An 18,548-nucleotide genomic window follows, 5' to 3' on the forward strand; every position below is an offset into this window, starting at 1 on the left:
AACCGGGGCCCGAGCCCGACAGCGCACGGCAGGAGACGGATTTTTCGAGATGGCCGCGCCACGATGAGATGAGTTGTCCACGTTATCGGATTAGGAGCCACGCATGCCGATGCTCGGTTCGCTGCGCCGTTTGGCGTTGACGCCGTCCTTCGCCGAGGTGACCTTCGGGGCGCGCGGCTTTCCGGTCCGTGCCAGCGAGGCGACTCGCCGGCTGGAGGCCATTCCTCAGGCCGTCCTGTGCGGCTTCGAGTGGGCGATCGAGGTGCGGGCCCGCTGGGAGGTCGAACGCCGGCTGGAGCTGGTGGAAGCCGAGATGCGGGGGTTCGCGTACGAGGGTGCCGCGATGGCCTACACGGTGCGCGACGCGATGGCGGGCGGTCGCGGCAACCGGGCCCGGGACCTGTTGCGGGGACCCGGCCGGCCGCACACCTTCCTCACGTACATCGGCATCGGGTTCGCGATGGCCCGGTTGCCCCGGTTCCTGTGGCGGAACGTGCTGCCCGACCTGAGCGGCGTGCCGTACTACCCGACCATGAGTTGGCTGGCCGTCGACGGGTACGGCTTCGACCGCGCCTACTTCGAGACCGACCGCTGGGTCACCCAGCAGCAGCGGCCGGCGTCGTACCCGTGGCAGGGCCGGGCCGACTACTTCCCGCGCGCTGTCGACCAGGGCATCGGCCGCGCCCTCTGGTTCATCCACGGCGGAGTGTCGCCGGATGTGGCGACGGCCGTCCACCGCTTCGCCACGGAGCGCCAGCCCGACCTGTGGAGTGGTGTCGGCCTGGCGGCCACCTTCGCCGGCGGCAGCGACGCGCACGGCCTCACGGTGCTGCGTAGCGCGGCCGGTGACAGGCTGCCGTACCTGGCGCAGGGTGCGGTGTTCGCGGCCAAGGCCCGGGACTTCGCCGGCTTCGTGCCTCCGCACAGCGAGCTGGCGACCCGCGTCCTCGCCGGGATGACGGTCCGGGCCGCCGCTACGCTGGCCGACGACGTCGCGGCGGACGGGTTCGGTCCCGGACCCGAGCCTGCCTACGAGCTCTGGCGGCAGCGGGTCGAGGCGCGGGTGGCGTCCCAACTGCACGACACCCCGAGTTAGTACTGCAACGGCACTGACCGAGTCGAGTTGTGTTCACGTTCGTTGGGTATCGCGTGACGGATGTCGATGTTGTTCGGTGGCATGCTGAGTTGGACCAGCTCCACGGTCGGATAGCGGCCCGGTTTCGTCGGGCGGAGCCGAGACGGCGGGCTCGTCAGTACATGTGTGGGCTGGTCACCAGCCTGGACCGGAAGAACGGGTGGACCCTTGCGGAGCTGGCCGGGGATGTGTCGCCGGACGGGATGCAGCGGTTGTTGCGGTGGGCGGACTGGGACGTCGACGCGGTCCGTGACGACGTTCGGGACTACGTGGTCGAGCATCTCGGTGACCCGCGGGGTGTGCTGATTGTGGATGACACCGGGTTCCTGAAGAAGGGCGTCCGGTCGGCCGGAGTTCAACGGCAGTATTCCGGGACCGCGGGGCGGAGGGAGAACTGCCAGGTCGGGGTGTTCCTGGCCTACCGGTCAGCTCGTGGGCACGCGTTGATCGACCGGCAGTTGTACCTGCCGGTGTCGTGGACCGATGACCGGGACCGGTGCCGGGCCGCCGGTATCCCGGACGAGGTGGAATTTGCCACGAAGGTGGAGATGGCCCGCACGATGCTCGGCCGGGCGTTGGACGCGGGGGTGCCGGTCGGGTGGGTGACGATGGACGAGGCCTACGGCCAGTGCAAGTCGCTGCGGGTCTGGCTGGAACAGCGGGACGTGGCGTATGTGGTCGCGACCCGCCGCAACGACGACATGGTCACCACCGGCATGGGTCGAGCCCGCGCGGACGAGTTGATCGCGGGCCTGCCGGACCGGGCATGGTGCCGCCTGTCCGCCGGCGCTGGAGCGCACGGCCCCAGGGAGTACTGGTGGGCGCGGGTGCCGGTCCGCGTGTTCTGGAAACCGGGACGCGGGTACTGGCTCCTCGCCCGCCGCAGTATCACCACCGGGGAGATCGCCTACTACGTCTGTTACGGACCCCGGCGGACCCGTCTGGTCGACCTGGCCCGGGTCGCCGGCAGTAGGTGGGCGATCGAGGAATGCTTCCAACAGGCGAAAAACGAAGCGGGTCTGGATGAGTACCAGGTACGGGACTGGCGGGCCTGGTACGCCCACATCACCCTGTCGATGGCCGCCCACGCCTGGCTGTCCGTGGCCCGATCCCTTGCCGTAAAAGGGGAACCGACAGCAGCACCGGCATGATGATCGGCTACACCGTACCGGAGATCCGCAGGCTCCTCACCGCACTGGCCGTGCGACAAACCCACCCACCAGAACACGTCTGGTCCTGGTCGAGATGGCGACGACGACGCCAACACCAAGCCCGAACCTGCCACTACCGACAACACGGCTACCCCTGACAACTGCCGTTGCAGTATTAGGGCGTGTCTCGCGGATCTCGGTGGAGCGAGGCGGAGTTCAGGCGGCGATCCGGCAAGGCGGAGATTCGTCCGGATACCGGTGTTGTATCCGGACGAATCTCCGCCTTGCGTCGTCTGGGCCCGCCGCAGCCCACCAGTAGGCCCGCGAGACACGCCCTAGGGCCTGACGCATCTGGGAGGTGGCCGGCCCGGTGCCGGCGGGCCGGGCCGGCCCTCCCGGTCATGGCGGGACCGGCCGGCGCAGCCACAACAGCGCCAGTACGCCGAGGACGACGAGCCCGTCGACGACGAGCAGAAACGCACTGACCGGGTCGGGGCCGTGGGTGTGGCCGCCGGTGGGTATGACGGCGCGCAGCGGCGCGGGCGGCTCTCCGGTGCCGACGCTGAAGCGTAGGACGCCGGACGCGTCACTGCCGTTGGAGAGTTCGACGTGGTAGGCGACGACCACGTCACCCGGCGGCTCGACGGCGATCGGCTGCCAGACGATGCGACCCGGCCTGACCACCAGCGGACCGGTTGCCAGATCAGCGCCGCCGCCGTCCAGCACGGAGACGTGCGAACCCGCCGCCACGGGCACGCCGGAGAAGGTCAGCCGTACGCCGCGTGGCCCGACGGAGAGCACCGCCTGGTCCCGCGGGTCGCTTGAGACGAGGTGACCCTGCGCGCTGGCGGCCGCTGGCGCCGCCAGGACGATGCCGGCAGCGGCACCGAGAAGGGCCAGCGCGAGGGATGCGGTGGCGCGGGAGGGCATGGCCGGTCAGGCTGCCGACGGCGCGGGCTGGTTGGACCTGGAGCGGGTGACGCAGTTGCACGTGGTCACGGCCAGTTCGGCCCGGTTCGGGCGCAGGTGCAGGTACATCGCGATCACCATCGGGATGAACACGATGGAGTTGTAGAACAGATGCAGCTCGACCCGGGCGAGGAAGAGCTGGACGATGCTCGTCGGCTGCGCCGCGCCGAAGAAGGTGACGCCGGCCTGCACCTGGATGAGCAGCAGCAGGTGCTCGATGTGGTGCCAGAACTGGATGACCAACGCCACCGTCCACCATGTCCGGGCGCGCCCGACGAATCCGGGCCGCAGCAGGAACAGGCCCACCAGCATGAGGAGCGCGTAACCGTAGTGCAGCCACTCGGAGGTGACCAACCACGGGAAGTACCAGCCCAGTACTCCGCGCGCCTCCGGCCGCGGCATGCCGAGCACCCAGATCTGGTACGCCTGGACCAGGTGCTCGGCCCAGTGCGCCACGACGATGAACAGGTACAGGTTCAACGCCGCCTTGTGGTGGCTTCCGTTGATCCGCGCGATCACACCAGGTGGTGAGGCGATCGCCGAGCCGCTGACCATGGTTATCTCCCTCCCGGGGGAACTACCGATCTCGCCGACGGTAGTCGTGCTTTGTTACAGAGCTGTTCTTCCAGGTTGCGCAGTGTGTCGCCACTGGAGCGCATCCTGGGAGAACACCGTCGCGGCCTGCCGTCGCATCCTGGCGAGTACGGGAAAGTCGGGCACTGCCGGGGAGGCACGATGACAGGCCGGATAACTGCTGGGGTCGGACGACCGGAGACGGCGGACACGCCGCGCCCGGCGCCACGCGCGACGTCCATGTTGGTCAATGGCCACTTCCCGCGCCGGCGGTGGCTGGTGCTCGCGTTGAGCGTCCTGGGCGGGTATCTGCTCACCGTGGTCTGGTCCGCGGAGTTCGTCGACAGCACGATCGGCGACAGCGTGGCGGACACGCTGCTCGGGCACGACGCCCGGGAGACCCCGATCGCCGGAATCGGCGCAGGGGTGGCGTTCGCGTTCGTCTCCGGGCTCGCGGGGACGTTCACGGCCTGCAACATCGCCGTGTTCGGTGCGATGGCACCCATGCTGGGTACGGGCGGACGATGGAGCCGGCTGTGGCAGATGTTCAAGCCACTGGGCTGGCTGTCGGTGGGGATGATCTCGGTGTCCGCCACGTACGGCGCGATCGTCGGGCTGGTCGGGACCGCGATGCCGCAGTTCTCGACGGCGGCGAACACCCCTGGCGGCCTCTCTCCACGCAGCGTCCAGTCGCTGGTGGTCTTCGGCCTCATCGGGCTCGCCATGACCTACCTGGGCCTCGCTGCCCTCGGCATCGTGTCCGACCCGTTCGCGCGCGTCTCGCGGAGGTTCCCGAACGCGCCGATGGTCGTGCTGGGGGCGCTGATCGGCGGGTTCCTCATCGGACGGCCCTTCGCCCTGTTCCGGCAGATGTTCAGGGATGCGGCGGAGAGTGGCAACCCGCTCTACGGCGCGCTCGCGTTCACGCTGCAGTCGCTCGGCAACATCATGGTGATGGGGGTGTTCTTCGCCGTCGTGGCGCTGGTCGGCGGGTCGCGTCTGCGGCGGTGGCTCTCCGCCAGGCCGAGCCGGGTCGCGACAATCACGGCGGTCGCGCTCCTGGTGGCCGGGGTCTTCACGTTCCTCTACTGGGATGTCCGGCTGCTGGCCCGCCGCGAGATCATCCCGTGGTACCCGACCGCGCCGTGGTCGTAGGGACGCCGGTCGTGGGCCGGCGGTAGGTCGTCAAGGCGCAGGAGGAGCAATGGTTGCCGGTCGGGTCATCTCGTCTGTCGTCCAGCGGCAGGTCAAGTACGTCAGGACCGTCCCGCCCGCGAACGCCGACGGGCAGGTGGCGGCGGTCTACCGGCAGGTCGCGGAGGAGATGCGGCTGGTGGTGCCACCGGTCCTGCTGCACTCGCCCGCGCCGGAAGCCCTGGCCGCGTACTGGATGTTGATGCGTGAGCCGTTGCTGGCCGGTGGCGTGGTCGACCGGCTCGGGAAGGAGGCGGTCGCGGCAGCCGTCTCGGTGGCGAACATCTGCCCGTACTGCGTCGACATGCACAGCATCGGCATCTACAGCCTCGCCACCGAGCACGACGCCGAGGCCGTCGCGGACGACCGGGTGGACGAGATGGCCGATCCCCGGATCCGGGACCTGGCGGCGTGGGCGCGGAACGCGCACCAGCCGGACGAGGCGGTGTTCCGGCGACCGCCGTTCTCCCCGGCCGAACGCGCCGAGCTGGTGGGCGTGGTCGTGGGCTTCCACTACCTCGGCCGCATGGTCAATGTCTTCCTGGCGAACTTCCTCCTACCCCCACGGCTGGGTCCGCGCGCCCGCCGCCGGGTCAAGCACGGGATCAGTCTGATGCTCAACGCCTCCCTGCGGGAGGTGCACCCGGCGGGCCGCTCGCTTCCGCTGCTGCCCGGTGCGCCGCTGCCGGCGGACGCCGGCTGGGCGGTCGGGCATCCGGAGATCGCCGAGGCGGTGGCACGCTCCTTCGCCGCGTTCGAGCGCGCCGGTGAGCGGGCCCTGTCACCGGGGGTGCGGCAACTCGTGGTCGACCGGCTCGCCAGCTGGCGGGGCGAGGAGGCGGGCCTGAGTCGGGAGTGGTGCGAGCGGCTCGTCGCCGACCTGCCGGTGGCCGACCGGGCCGCCGGGCGCCTGGCTCTGCTGACCGCGTTCGCGTCCCATCAGGTCGACGAGGACACCGTGCGCGAGTTCCGGCTGATCGAGCCGCTGGACGCCGCACTGGTGGAGGCGACCGCGTGGGCGAGCTACGCGGCCGCCCGGCGGATCGGCAGCCTCCATCTGGCCCACTGCATCTCCTGATTCACACGCGTCAATCGATCAATGCCCCTGTGGTTCTCCTCATTCGTCGTTGAGGTGCTTTCCTGTGTCCGCGACAATGACGGAAAGCATCTTTGAAGAAGACCGCAGCAAGGCGGAAGAAGACTCGGTTCGATTCCTCTGCGAAGGTTGTTCGTAAATGCCGACCAACGGCCATCTAATGCCTTGGGGGAGAGTTGACTAGTGTTTGGCGAGGACTGCGGCGGCGCATTCTGACCCCGAGTACCTCCGCAACCAAGCTGGGCGTTCGCGGCTTCCACGAGAAGGACGCGGAATCCAAGGAATTGCTGGAGACGATTGGGAGTACCTTCCTTGGTGGCTTCTCTCACGCTGCCGAGGCGCGCACCACCGGTGAGGCCGAAGTGGGACTCGAACGGGTCACGGTGCGCTTTCGAGGATTCGCCTACGAGGGTGCCGCGATGGGGTTCGCCATTCGTGACGCCCTGCCGTTTGGTCGAGGCGACAATATCTCGCGGTTCCTTGCCGGGCGGGGACAGTCGCACGTCTACATGGCCTATGTGGGTATCGGCTGGGCGATGGCGCGGCTGCCCCGGGTGCTCTGGACGCGGATCGCACCCACCGATCCGGTCCTGCGCTGGCTCGCCCTCGACGGGTACGGCTTCCACCAGGCGTACTTCCACACCAACCGGTACGTGCACGAGCGGTACCAGCACGACCGCTTCCCATGGCCGGTGGAGGGCCCGCAGTGGTACGCGAACCGTGTCCTCGACCAGGGCGTCGGTCGGGCGCTGTGGTTCGTCTGCGGCACCGCCCCCGCACTCGTCGTCAAGACGATCGAGACGTTCCCGCGGCACCGGTGGCCGGACCTGTACGCCGGCACCGGCCTGGCGGCCACCTACGCGGGCGGGGCGGACGAGTCCGAGCTGAGGACCCTGTGGGACGCGGCCGGGGACTGCCGGCCGCAGGTCGCCCAGGGTGCCGCGTTCGCCGCCTCCGCCCGGTTACGCGCCGGCCTGGTGGTGCCGCACAACGAGGTCGCCACCCGCGTCTTCTGTGGCATGCCAGCCGCCGAGGCCGCGCAGATGAGCGACGGAAACCGTCCGGACGCCCCGGTTCGCGGCGACGAGCCCGCCTACGAGGTGTGGCGGCGGCGGGTCGCCAACGAGTTCGTCTCTATCGGAAGGTGCTAGCACATGGCCAAGAAAGCGGGCTGGCTGCGCAGGCAGCTCGCCGGGATCGTCGCGGTGGCCCTGATGGCCACGCTGTTCCAGGCGGCCCGGCTCCCCACCGCCTCCTCCGCCGAACTGGACAGCCTGGCGAGCCGGTTCGGGTTCACGCCGTACTCGGTCGCGATGCCGGGCGGCTTCCCTCAGCAGACGGTCCGCAAGGTGAACCAGAACTACCGGCACATCGACGCCTGGATCTCCTCGGTGGGCGCCGGCATCGCCATGAACGACCTCGACGGTGACGGGTTGGCCAACGACCTGTGCATCAGCGACCCGCGCATCGACCAGGTCGTGGTGACGCCGGTACCGGGGCTGCGGGCGGACCGGTACGCGCCGTTCGCGGTGGATCTCACGGCGTTGCCGACGCAGCGGGCGTCGGCCCCGATGGGGTGCGTTCCGGGCGACTTCAACGAGGACGGGCGGATGGACCTGCTCGTCTACCTGTGGGGGCGTACGCCGATCCTCTACCTGGCGCGGGCAGATGCCACCACCCTCAACCCGGCCTTCTACCAGGCTGTCGAACTTTTGCCCGGGGCGAGCGGCACGCGGTACGGCGGCCCGCTGTGGAACACCAACACGGTCGCGGTCGACGACTTCGACGGCGACGGCCACCTCGACATCTACGTCGGGAACTACTTTCCGCACGGTCCGGTGTTGGACGACACCAAGGCCGGCGGGGTGGCGATGAACCGGTCGATGTCGCATGCGTTCAACGGCGGCGAGGACTACCTGTTCCGGTGGACCGGCGCCACCTCGGGGGCGCAGCCCACGGTGACCTACGAGATGGTCTCGGACGCCCTGCCGAGAAATGTGTCGAAGGGCTGGGCGCTCGCCTCCGGCGCCAACGATTTCGATGGCGACGGCCGGCAGGAGCTCTACCTGGCCCACGACTTCGGCCCGGATCGCCTGCTCTACAACCAGTCCACGCCGGGACATTTCAAGTTCTCGGCCGTCAAGGCCCCCCGGGAGCCATTCGTGCCCAACTCCAAGCGGGTGGGGGCGGACTCCTTCAAGGGCATGGGCGTCGACTTCGGCGACATCGACGGCGACGGCCTGTACGACATGTACGTCAGCAACATCACCACCACGTTCGGGCTGGAGGAGAGCCACTTCGCTTTCGTGAACACCGCGAAGAACGTCGACGAGCTGCGCGCTCGGCTCGACGACGGCAAGGCGCCCTTCGAGGATCGCAGCGCGCCGCTCGGGCTCGCCTGGTCCGGCTGGGGCTGGGACGTGAAACTGGCCGATTTCGACAACGGCGGAGAGTTGCAGGTGGCCCAGGCCACCGGGTTCCTCAAGGGCGAGGTCAACCGTTGGCCCCAGCTCCAGGAACTGGCCATGACCAACGACGGCCTGCTGGAGCACCCGAAGTTCTGGCCGAGGTTGGAGCAGGGCGACGACATCGGAGGGGCCCAGCGCCTGCACTTCTTCGTCAAGGACCGGGGCGGGCGCTACACCGACGTGGCCGGACAGCTCGGCCTCGCGGTTCCGGTGCCGACCCGTGGCATCGCGACCGGTGACGCGGACGGCGACGGCCGGCTCGACTTCGCCGTCGCCCGGCAGTGGGACGCGCCGGTCTTCTACCACAACCAGAGTCCGTCTCCGGGTGCGTTCCTGGGACTGCGGCTCACCCATCCGGCCGCGCCGGCCTCGGACACCGCCGGCACACCGCCGGCGCAGGGTGCCGCGGCCGTACCGCCGGCGCAGGGTGGCGCGGCCGTACCGCCGCCGTCCGACGCCACGGCCACGCCGCCCGCCTCGGGTACGGCGGTCGCGTCGCCGGCACCCGGGTCCCCGGTGGTGGGCGCGCAGGTGACGGTCACCACGGAGGACGGGCGGACGCTGCTCGGCCGGGTGGACGGTGGCAGCGGGCACTCCGGTAAACGCAGCCACGAGGTGCACATCGGGTTGGGCCGCGATGTCAGCGGACCCGTGCAGGTCCACCTGACGTGGCGGGACCGTGCTGGGCAGGTGCACCGACAAGACCTTCGACTGGACCCGGGCTGGCATGCGCTCGAGCTCGGTACGCAAGCGCTGGAGAAGTGAGGCGGAGATGGCGGAGATGGCGGATAAGACCAAGAATCCACCCCGGCACGACCCAAAGGTGATCAAGGCGCTGCGCAACTTCGCCATCTCGATCACCGTGTTCAACATCCTCGGTTACACGCTCTTCGGCTTCGAGCAGTCCTGGACCTGGCCGTTCATCGCGATCCTGACCGGATACACGATCGAGATCGGCCTGGAGATGGTCGGCGCCCGTGCGGAAGGGCGGGCCCCGCGGTTCCTGGGCGGCGGGGTACGCGGCATGGTCGAGTTCCTCTACCCGGCGCACATCACGAGCCTCGCGCTCAACATGCTGATCTACGTCAACGACCGGCTGCTGCCGATGATGTTCGGCATCGCCGTCGCGATCGGCGCCAAGTGGGTGCTGCGCGCGCCGGTACGGGGCCGGCTGCGGCACTACATGAACCCGTCGAACTTCGGGATCACGGTGATCCTGTTGCTGTTCCCGTGGGCCAGCGTCGCGCCGCCGTACCACTTCACCGAACATGTCGGCGGTGTCGTGGACTGGATCATCCCGGCGATCATCGTGCTCGGCGGCACGATGATCAACGGGATGCTCACCGGCCGGATGTGGCTGATCATGGGCTGGCTCGGCGCGTTCGCCCTGCAGGCGGTCTTCCGCGGGCTTGTCCTGGACACCTCGATCCCGGCCGCCCTGGCGATGATGACCGGCGTCGCGTTCGTACTGTTCACCAACTACATGGTCACCGATCCCGGCACGAGCCCGTCCCGCCCGGCCTCGCAGGTCGCGTTCGGGGCCGGGGTGGCCGTCGTCTACGGCGTCATCACGGGCGCCGGCATCGCGTACGGGATCTTCTTCGCCACGGCGATCGTCTGTCTGGTCCGGGGCGGCTTCCTGTGGTCGGTCCACTTCGTACACCAGGCCCGCGAGCAGCGTGAGGCAGCGGCCGCCGCCGCCGCGGCCGCGGCGTCCCCCGTCGGCGTCGCCGCCTCCCCCAACGGTCGTGAACCCGCCGGCGAAGAGTCGGCCAGCAAGGAGGTGGTGACCGCATGACCCGGATCGCTGTCGTCGGAATGGCGTGCCAGTACCCGGACGCCACATCGCCGAAGGAACTGTGGGAGAACGCACTGGCCGGCCGGCGCGCGTTCCGGCGCCTCCCGGACGAGCGGATGCGGCTGGAAGACTACTACGACGCGGACCCTGCGACCCCGGACCGCTTCTACGCCCGGATGGCGGCGGTCATCGAGGGGTACCGGTTCGACCGGATCGCCTACAAGGTCGCCGGAAGCACCTACCGCTCCACCGACCTGACCCACTGGCTGGCGTTGGACACGGCGGCCCGGGCGCTCGCCGACGCGGGCTTCCCGATGGCCGAGGGACTGCCGCGCGAGCGCACCGGCGTCGTCGTCGGCAACACGTTGACCGGCGAGTTCTCCCGGGCCAACCAACTGCGCCTGCGGTGGCCCTACGTCCGCCGCATGGTCGCCGCCGCTCTGAAGGACCAGGACTGGGACGACGACCAGCTCTCGACGTTCCTGGACGACTTCGAGGAGACCTTCAAGAGCCCGTTCCCGCAGATCGACGAGGACACGCTGGCGGGCGGGCTGTCCAACACCATCGCCGGGCGGATCTGCAACCACTTCGACCTCAAGGGTGGCGGGTACACCGTCGACGGCGCGTGCTCCTCGTCGCTGCTGTCGGTGGCCACGGCCTGCAAGACCCTCGTCGACGGGGAGGTCGACGTCGCGGTCGCCGGCGGTGTGGACCTCTCGATCGATCCGTTCGAACTCATTGGGTTCGCCAAGACGGGCGCCCTGGCCCGGCACGAGATGCGCGTCTACGACCGCAGGTCCAACGGCTTCTGGCCGGGCGAGGGCTGCGGCATGGTCGTGCTGATGCGCGAGAAGGAGGCCCGGCAGGCCGGACACCGGGTGTACGCCACCATCGCCGGCTGGGGCATCTCGTCGGACGGCAAGGGCGGCATCACCCGGCCCGAGGTGAGCGGGTACCAGCTCGCCCTGCGCCGCGCGTACGAGCGGGCCGGCTTCGGCATCGAGACCATCGGCCTGTTCGAGGGACACGGCACCGGCACCGAGGTCGGTGACGCGACCGAACTCAAGGCGCTCTCCCTCGCGCGGCGCGCGGCAGGCCCCGAGGTGCCGCCGGCCGTGATCAGCTCGATCAAGGGAATGATCGGGCACACCAAGGCGGCGGCCGGAGTGGCCGGCCTGATCAAGGCCGCGATGGCGGTGCACCACCAGGTGCTCCCGCCGGCCGTCGGCTGCGTCGAGCCGCACCAACTGCTGGAGGAGGACGAGGCGGCGCTGCGGGTGCTGCGCCAAGCCGAGCCGTGGCCGACCGGAACCGCCGTGCGGGCCGGTGTGACCGCCATGGGGTTCGGCGGCATCAACACGCACATCGTGCTCGACCAGGCCGACCCGACACGCCGGGTGCCCTTCGACACCCGTACCCGTGCGCTGGCCTGCTCGGTGCAGGACACGGAGTTGCTGGTCGTCGACGGCGTCACCCCGGCGGAACTGCGTACGCGGTTGGGACTGGTACTCAACTTCGTGCCGAGACTGTCGTACGCCCAGCTCGCCGACCTGGCCGCCACCCTGCATCGGGAACTGCGCGGCGGGCCGTACCGGGCGGCCGTCGTGGTCTCCTCGCCGGATGACGCCGAGCGACGGGTCCGCGGCCTGTGCGAGGCGCTGGACGCAGGCGAGACCACACTCTTCACGGCGGACGGGCGGGGCTTCCTCGGCCACGCCAGCGGGCCCGGCCGGATCGCCTTCCTCTTTCCGGGCCAGGGGTCCGGCCGTGGCACCAGCGGTGGCGCATTGCGCCGTCGCTTCCTCGAGGTGGCGGAGGTGTACGCCTCGGCGGCCCTACCCGAGGGCGGCGACATGGTGGCGACCACGGTCGCCCAGCCGCGGATCGTCACCGGCTCGGCGGCGGGCCTGCGCGCGCTGACGATGCTCGGTGTGGAGGCCGCCGTGGCCGTCGGGCACAGTCTCGGCGAGATCTCGGCACTGCACTGGGCCGGCGCGCTGGACGAGGAGACGCTGCTGCGGATCGCCTCGGTCCGTGGCCGCACGATGGCCGAGCACAGCGCCTCGGGCACCATGGTGGGGATCAACGAGTCGCCGGAGGTGGCGGAGCCGCTGGTGAGCGGCCTGCCGGTGGTGATCGCCGCCTACAACGGACCGCAACAGACGGTGGTCGCCGGCACCGTCGCCGACCTCGAAGAGGTGGGACGCCGGGCCGACGCGGCCGGGGTCGGCTGGCGCCGTCTGCCGGTGTCACACGCGTTCCACTCACCGCTCGTCGCGCCCGCCGCCGAGGTCTTCGCGGGACGGCTGACCGAGGAGCGGGTGGGACCGGTCGGGCGGCGGATCGTCTCGACGGTCACCGGCGAGCCACTGGCGCCGGAGACCGACGTGCCGGCGCTGTTGCGCCGCCAGATCACCGATCCGGTGCTGTTCACCCAGGCGGTGAAGCTGGCGGCGAAGGACATCGACCTGTTCGTGGAGGTCGGTCCGGGCCGGGTGCTCGCCGGGCTGGCAGCCGTGGCCACCGACGTACCGGCCGTGGCGCTGGACACCGACGACGAGTCGCTCGCCGGGCTGCTCGCCGTGGTAGGCGCGGCGTACGTCGTCGGTGCGGCGCCGGTGCACGCCGGGCTCTTCCACGGTCGTCCCGTCCGTCCGCTCCAGGTCGGCGCCGAGTTCACCTTCTTCGCCAGCCCCTGCGAGGCGGCGCCGCCGATCCACCTGCGCAGTGCCGTCCGCCGGACACCAGCCGAGGCGCCCGCCGCGCCCGACGGGCCGGACCGTTCCGGCGAGTCGATAGTGGACACCCTGCGCCGGCTGGCGGCGGAGCGGGCGGAGCTGCCACTGGAGCTGGTCGGCGAGGACAGCCGGCTGCTCGACGACCTGCATCTGAGTTCGATCACCGTCGGGCAGCTGGTCAACCAGGTGGCCCAGCAGGTCGCCCTGCCCGCCACGCAGGGACCGACGAACTTCGCCACCGCGACGGTACGCGAACTGGCCGACGCGCTGGCAGAGCTCGCAGAGAACGCGCTGGCCGGTGACGGGCCGTCCGCAGTCGTCGCCGGCGCCGCGGCCTGGTCCCGGGCGTTCCGGGTCGACCTCGACGAGACTGGACCGCCCTCGCGTGGCGAGCCCGAGGCCAACGGCCGGTGGCGGGTGTACGCGTCCGCCGACAGCCCGGTCGCCGAGCTGTTGCGGCACGCCCTGGAGCGCGCGGACGTCGGCTCCGGCATCCTGGTGTGCCTGCCGCAGGACTGCGCCGAGCAGCACCTCGAACTGGCCCTGCTGGGCGCCAAGGCCGCCGCTGCCGGCACCGCCGGCACCCGGTTCGTGCTGGTGCAACACGGCCGCGGCGCGGCGGGCCTCGCCAAGACGCTCCGGCTGGAGTCGCCGCACGTGCGCACCACGATCGTGCATGTGCCGCCCACGTCGGCGGCCGTCGGCCACGTGGTGGCCGAGGTGCGCGGCACGGCCAGATTCGCCGAGGCGCACTACGACGCCGCCGGGGTACGGCGGGTGCCGACCCTGCGCCCGATGTCGGTACGCCCCACCCGGGTGACCCAGCCGCTGGACGAGCAGGACGTGCTGCTGGTCACCGGCGGCGGGAAGGGCATCACCGCGGAGTGCGCGCTGGCGCTGGCCACCGACACCGGCGCGAAGATGGCGGTGCTCGGCCGCTCCGACCCGGCGGACGACCCGGAGCTCGCGGCGAACCTGAGCCGGATGGCGGCGGCCGGCGTGCGGCTGCACTACGCGCGCGCCGACGTGACCGACGCGGCCCAGGTGCGGCGGGCCGTCGCCGAGGTGACCGCCGTGTTCGGACCGGTCACCGCCGTGCTGCACGGCGCCGGCCGCAACGAGCCGGCGACCCTGGCCAACCTCGACGCCGAGGCGTTCCGCCGCACGTTCGCGCCAAAGATCGACGGCCTGCGCGCGGTCCTGGACGCGGTCGACGCCGACCGGCTGCGGCTGCTGGTCAGCTTCGGCAGCATCATCGGCCGCGCCGGGCTACGTGGCGAAGCCCACTACGCCACGGCCAACGAGTGGCTCGCCGAGCTCACCACCGAGGTCGCCACCCAGCATCCGCGGTGCCGTGCCCTCTGCCTGGAGTGGTCGGTCTGGTCCGGCGTGGGCATGGGGGAGCGGCTCTCCGTCGTGGAGGGTCTGCACCGGGACGGCATCACGCCGATCACCCCCGACGAGGGCGTACGGCTGATGAGGCGGCTGCTGTCCGATCCGGACGCTCCGGCCGTCGTGGTGGTCAGCGGCCGGGCCGACGGGATCGACACCGTACGCCGGGAGGCTCCCGAACTGCCGCTGCTGCGCTTCATCGACCGCCCGCTCGTCCGCTACCACGGCGTCGAGCTGGTCACCGAGGTGGAGCTGAACCCCGGCACCGACCGCTACCTCGGCGACCACCTCCTCGACGGCAACCTCCTCTTCCCGGCGGTGTTCGGGATGGAGGCCATGGTGCAGGCGGCGGTCGCGGTCACCGGGCGCAGCACCGTGCCGGTGCTCGAAGAGGTCGAGTTTTCGCGTCCCATCGTGGTGCCGCCGGACGGCAGCACGACGATCCGGCTCGCCGCGACGGTCGTCGATGACGACACCGTGGCGGTGGCCATCCGCAGCGCGGAGACCGACTTCGTCGTCGACCACTTCCGGGCCAACCTGCGCTTCACCGACGCCGCCGTCTCCGACGGCCCGCCGGAGCAGGTCGGCGACGGGCTGCCGCCGGTGCCGCTGGACCCGGCCCGGGACCTCTACGGCGACACGCTGTTCCAGGGCAAGCGGTTCCACCGGCTGCGGCGGTACCACCGGGCCGCCGCCCGGCACGTCGACGCCGACCTGACGGTCGACCCGACGGTCGACTGGGTCGCACCGATACTCCCGGGGGAGCGGCTGCTCGCCGATCCGGGCATGCGGGACGCCCTCATGCACGGAAACCAGGTCTGCGTACCGCACGCCACGCTGTTGCCGGCCGGCGTCGACCGGGTCCACCCGGCCGGCCGGGCTCTGGACGACGTCGACGAGGTGCGTTTCTGCGCCACGGAACGCAGCCGCGACGGCGACACGTACGTCTACGACATCGCGGTGCGTACCCCGGACGGCTCGGTCGTCGAGCGGTGGGACGGCCTGCGCCTGCGCGCCGTGCGGAAGAAGGACGGACGGGGTCCGTGGGTGGCGCCGCTGCTCGGTCCATACCTGGAGCGGGCGCTGGAGGACGTCGTCGGTGCCCGGATCGGCGTCGCGGTGGAGCCGGACCAGTCCGTCCGGGACCGCCGGCATACCGCGGTGGCCGCCGGCCGGGCGCTCGGCGGCCGGGCCGAGATCCGGTACCGGCCGGACGGGCGGCCCGAGGTCGCCGGCGACCGGACGATCTCGGTCTCGCACGGCGCGGGGGTGACGCTCTGCGTCGCCGCCGCCGGGATCCTCGGCTGCGACATCGAGCCGGTGGCCGAGCGGGACCAGGCGGAATGGCGGGCGCTGCTCGGCCCGCACGCCGACCTGGCCGAGCTGACCGCCAAGGAGCTGGGTGAGGCGCCGGACACCGCCGCCACCCGGATCTGGACGGCCGTGGAATGCCTGGGCAAGGCAGGTCTCCCGGCGCACGCCCCGCTCACCCTGAGCACGGTGCGTCGCGACGGGTGGCTGGTGCTCTCCTCCGGCACGCTGCGGATCGCCGTGCTCGCGACGCGCCTGCACGGCGTCCCCGAACCGGTGGTGGTCGCGATACTGACCGACGGGTGGTCCTAGCCATGGACAAGTACTACGAGTACCTGCACACCGTGGGGTTCGAGGAGACGAACCTCGTCGGAAACGTCTACTACGTCAACTACCTGCGCTGGCAGGGCCGGTGCCGGGAGATGTTCCTGAAGGAGCGGGCCCCGGACGTCCTGGTGGACCTCCAGGCCGACCTCAAGCTGTTCACGCTGAAGGTCGACTGCGAGTTCTTCGCCGAGATCACCGCCTTCGACGAACTCGCCGTCCGGATGCGGCTGCTGGACCTGGCGCACACCCAGCTCGAGTTCGGCTTCGACTACCTCCGGCTGGACCCGGGCGGCGGCGAGACCCTGATCGCCCGGGGCCGGCAGCGGGTGGCCTGCATGCGGGGGCCGAACGGCGCCACGGCGCCGGCCCGGGTGCCGGAGTCGCTGACCCGGGCTCTTGACGCGTACCTGCCGGCGAGGAGTCAGCCATGACACTGGAGGCCCGTGGAACCGTCGACGCCCAGTCGTTGCGCCGGGCGTGTGGGGCGTTCGCCACCGGCGTCACCGTGGTGACCGTCGGCGGCGGCGTGCCACACGGCATGACCGCCAACTCGTTCGCCTCGGTGTCGCTGGCGCCGCCGCTGCTGCTGGTCTGCATCGACCGGAAGGCGATCATGCACGGTTGCCTCGACGGTACGAAATCGTTCGGGGTGTCCGTGCTCGGCGCCCGCCAGGAGGCCGTCGCCCGGTACTTCGCCGACCGGCGGCGGCCGCTGGGCGCAGCCCAGTTCGACTCCGTTGACTGGCGTCCCGGACCGGTGACCGGCGCGCCGCTCATCGCCGGTGCGCTCGCGCACTTCGAATGCGACATCTGGCGCAGCTACGACGGCGGTGACCACACCATCTTCCTCGGCGCCGTGCTCTCCGTCGAACAGCCGGACAGCGCCGACCCGCTGGTGTTCCTGCGCGGCCGCTTCGACCGGACCGGCCCGCCCGTCCGCACCAACAACGTGAGTGAGGTGAGCACGACGTGGCCCTGACCGCCCCCGTCCGGGTCCCGCCGGGTCCGCCGGCCCGGTCCGCGCCCCGGCTGCTGTGGAAGCTGGTCCGGGACCGGCTCGGGCTGATGTCCTCGGCGGCCGAGGCGTACGGCGACGCCGTCCGGATCGCCATGGGCCCCAAGGTGCTCTACTTCTTCAACCACCCCGACCACGCGAAGTACGTGCTGGCGGACAACCCCGGCAACTATCACAAGGGACTCGGTCTCGCCCAGGCCAGGCGGGCGCTCGGCGACGGCCTGCTGACCAGCGAGGGCGAGTTGTGGCGCAAACAGCGCAAGGTCATCCAGCCGGTCTTCCAGCACCGGCGGATCGAGCGGCAGGCCGGGGTGATCGCGGAGGAGGCGGCGGGGCTGTTGGCCCGGCTCCGGGCCCACGAGGGCGGCGGTCCCGTCGACGTGGTGCACGAGATGACCGGGCTGACCCTCGGCGTGCTCGGCCGCACCCTGCTCGACGCCGACCTGGGCGCCTTCCACTCGCTCGGGCAGGCATTCGAGGCGATGCAGGACCAGGCGATGTTCGAGATGGTGTCGATGAGCGCGGTCCCGATGTGGCTGCCGCTGCCGCACCAGCTCCGGTTCCGGCGGGCCCGCAACGAGCTGCAACGGATCGTCGACGAGCTGGTCCGCGACCGGGCCCGGGACCCGGCCGGTGACGACGCGCTCTCCCGGTTGATCATGTCGACGTCGGAGGAACGCGACCCGGCGGTCGGCCGGCGGCGGATGCGCGACGAACTGGTCACGCTGCTGCTCGCCGGCCACGAGACCACGGCCAGCACGCTCGGCTGGACGTTCCATCTTCTCGACCAGCACCCGCAGGTGCGGGAGCGGGTGCGCGCCGAGGCCAGGGAGGTGCTCGGAGACCGGCTGCCGGAGTACGAGGACCTGCGCGAACTCCGGTACACCTCGAGGGTCATCGAAGAGGTGATGCGGCTGTACCCGCCGGTGTGGATGCTGTCCCGGATCGCGCAGGAGGCCGACGAGGTGGGCGGCTACCGGGTGCCGGCGGGCTCCGACGTGCTGATCTGCCCGTACACCCTGCACCGGCACCCGGGGTTCTGGGACGACCCGGAGCGCTTCGACCCGGAGCGGTTCGACCCGGCCCGCGCCCAGTCCGGGCACCGGCCCCGGTACGCGTACATCCCGTTCGGGGCCGGTCCGCGGTTCTGCGTCGGCAACCACCTCGGCATGATGGAGGCCGTGTTCGTCACCGCCATGATCGCCCGTGATCTGCGGCTGAGTGTGGTGCCCGGCTACCGGGTGGTGCCCGAGCCGATGCTCTCGCTGCGCATCCGTGGCGGACTGCCGATGACCGTGCACGCCGCCTGACCGACCTCCTTCGAACCCGTTCCATATCGAGGATTTCCGACCTAGCGGCCGCTCGGCCGGGACTGGACGAT

General features: G+C 71.0%; 13 protein-coding genes. 11 read left to right on the forward strand and 2 right to left on the reverse strand.

Features of this window, described 5'->3' with window-relative positions; all coding sequences use genetic code 11:
* Positions 1-103 precede the first annotated feature (103 nt).
* A complete protein-coding gene (locus H4W31_RS15830) occupies positions 104-1,096 on the forward strand; it encodes a DUF1702 family protein (RefSeq protein ID WP_192767358.1) in 993 nt (330 codons plus the stop codon).
* Between the two features lie 53 nt (positions 1,097-1,149).
* Positions 1,150-2,286 carry an IS701 family transposase gene (locus tag H4W31_RS15835; protein WP_192767359.1) on the forward strand — a complete coding sequence of 379 codons (1,137 nt, stop codon included), beginning with the start codon at positions 1,150-1,152 and terminating at the stop codon, positions 2,284-2,286.
* A gap of 399 nt (positions 2,287-2,685) precedes the next feature.
* Here the strand turns inward: H4W31_RS15835 and H4W31_RS15840 are convergent, their stop codons facing one another.
* Complete coding sequence (locus tag H4W31_RS15840; protein WP_192767360.1) at positions 2,686-3,216, reverse strand: copper resistance CopC family protein; 531 nt, start codon at positions 3,214-3,216, stop codon at positions 2,686-2,688.
* Between the two features lie 6 nt (positions 3,217-3,222).
* Entirely contained in the window at positions 3,223-3,810 is a 588-nt protein-coding gene (locus H4W31_RS15845) for a hypothetical protein (protein ID WP_192767361.1), read from the reverse strand.
* A 258-nt stretch (positions 3,811-4,068) separates the two neighbouring features.
* Between H4W31_RS15845 and H4W31_RS15850 the strand changes: the two genes are divergently transcribed.
* The 9 genes from H4W31_RS15850 to H4W31_RS15890 all read left to right on the forward strand — a co-directional run bounded on the left by H4W31_RS15850 (position 4,069) and on the right by H4W31_RS15890 (position 18,477).
* The gene (locus tag H4W31_RS15850; RefSeq protein WP_225945548.1) at positions 4,069-4,983 is read left to right on the forward strand and encodes a hypothetical protein; all 915 of its coding nucleotides are present in this window, start codon (positions 4,069-4,071) and stop codon (positions 4,981-4,983) included.
* 49 nt (positions 4,984-5,032) lie between these two features.
* Positions 5,033-6,100 (forward strand): carboxymuconolactone decarboxylase family protein, encoded by a 1,068-nt coding sequence (locus H4W31_RS15855; protein ID WP_192767363.1) that lies wholly within the window; start codon positions 5,033-5,035, stop codon positions 6,098-6,100.
* Positions 6,101-6,294: 194 nt separating this feature from the next.
* Positions 6,295-7,269: a DUF1702 family protein gene (locus tag H4W31_RS15860; RefSeq protein WP_192767364.1), complete on the forward strand. Its 975-nt coding sequence runs from the start codon at positions 6,295-6,297 to the stop codon at positions 7,267-7,269.
* A gap of 3 nt (positions 7,270-7,272) precedes the next feature.
* Positions 7,273-9,351: a CRTAC1 family protein gene (locus H4W31_RS15865; RefSeq protein WP_192767365.1), complete on the forward strand. Its 2,079-nt coding sequence runs from the start codon at positions 7,273-7,275 to the stop codon at positions 9,349-9,351.
* 16 nt (positions 9,352-9,367) lie between these two features.
* Positions 9,368-10,384, forward strand: coding sequence for an RnfABCDGE type electron transport complex subunit D (locus H4W31_RS15870; RefSeq protein ID WP_225945549.1), 1,017 nt, complete (start codon positions 9,368-9,370; stop codon positions 10,382-10,384).
* Entirely contained in the window at positions 10,381-16,137 is a 5,757-nt protein-coding gene (locus tag H4W31_RS15875; RefSeq protein ID WP_192767366.1) for a type I polyketide synthase, read from the forward strand. Before H4W31_RS15870 ends, H4W31_RS15875 begins: the two co-directional genes overlap by 4 nt.
* Before the next feature lie 2 nt (positions 16,138-16,139).
* Positions 16,140-16,583, forward strand: a complete 444-nt coding sequence (locus H4W31_RS15880) for an acyl-CoA thioesterase (protein WP_192767367.1) — start codon at positions 16,140-16,142, stop codon at positions 16,581-16,583.
* Positions 16,580-17,131 (forward strand): flavin reductase family protein, encoded by a 552-nt coding sequence (locus H4W31_RS15885; protein WP_192767368.1) that lies wholly within the window; start codon positions 16,580-16,582, stop codon positions 17,129-17,131. The genes H4W31_RS15880 and H4W31_RS15885 overlap by 4 nt, the downstream gene beginning before the upstream one ends.
* The gene (locus H4W31_RS15890; RefSeq protein WP_225946660.1) at positions 17,128-18,477 is read left to right on the forward strand and encodes a cytochrome P450; all 1,350 of its coding nucleotides are present in this window, start codon (positions 17,128-17,130) and stop codon (positions 18,475-18,477) included. The genes H4W31_RS15885 and H4W31_RS15890 overlap by 4 nt, the downstream gene beginning before the upstream one ends.
* The last annotated feature ends 71 nt before the right edge of the window (positions 18,478-18,548 follow it).

The sequence above is a fragment of the Plantactinospora soyae genome, from assembly GCF_014874095.1.
Taxonomy (GTDB): Bacteria; Actinomycetota; Actinomycetes; order Mycobacteriales; family Micromonosporaceae; genus Plantactinospora; species Plantactinospora soyae.

What these genes read in the sequence shown, in the direction of transcription:
- H4W31_RS15830 (WP_192767358.1), top strand. Translation starts at nt 104, where the DNA reads ATGCCGATGCTCGGTTCGCTGCGCCGTTTGGCGTTGACGCCGTCCTTC.
- H4W31_RS15840 (WP_192767360.1), bottom strand. Translation starts at nt 3,216, where the DNA reads ATGCCCTCCCGCGCCACCGCATCCCTCGCGCTGGCCCTTCTCGGTGCC.
- H4W31_RS15845 (WP_192767361.1), bottom strand. Translation starts at nt 3,810, where the DNA reads ATGGTCAGCGGCTCGGCGATCGCCTCACCACCTGGTGTGATCGCGCGG.
- H4W31_RS15850 (WP_225945548.1), top strand. Translation starts at nt 4,069, where the DNA reads ATGTTGGTCAATGGCCACTTCCCGCGCCGGCGGTGGCTGGTGCTCGCG.
- H4W31_RS15855 (WP_192767363.1), top strand. Translation starts at nt 5,033, where the DNA reads ATGGTTGCCGGTCGGGTCATCTCGTCTGTCGTCCAGCGGCAGGTCAAG.
- H4W31_RS15865 (WP_192767365.1), top strand. Translation starts at nt 7,273, where the DNA reads ATGGCCAAGAAAGCGGGCTGGCTGCGCAGGCAGCTCGCCGGGATCGTC.
- H4W31_RS15870 (WP_225945549.1), top strand. Translation starts at nt 9,368, where the DNA reads ATGGCGGATAAGACCAAGAATCCACCCCGGCACGACCCAAAGGTGATC.
- H4W31_RS15875 (WP_192767366.1), top strand. Translation starts at nt 10,381, where the DNA reads ATGACCCGGATCGCTGTCGTCGGAATGGCGTGCCAGTACCCGGACGCC.
- H4W31_RS15880 (WP_192767367.1), top strand. Translation starts at nt 16,140, where the DNA reads ATGGACAAGTACTACGAGTACCTGCACACCGTGGGGTTCGAGGAGACG.
- H4W31_RS15885 (WP_192767368.1), top strand. Translation starts at nt 16,580, where the DNA reads ATGACACTGGAGGCCCGTGGAACCGTCGACGCCCAGTCGTTGCGCCGG.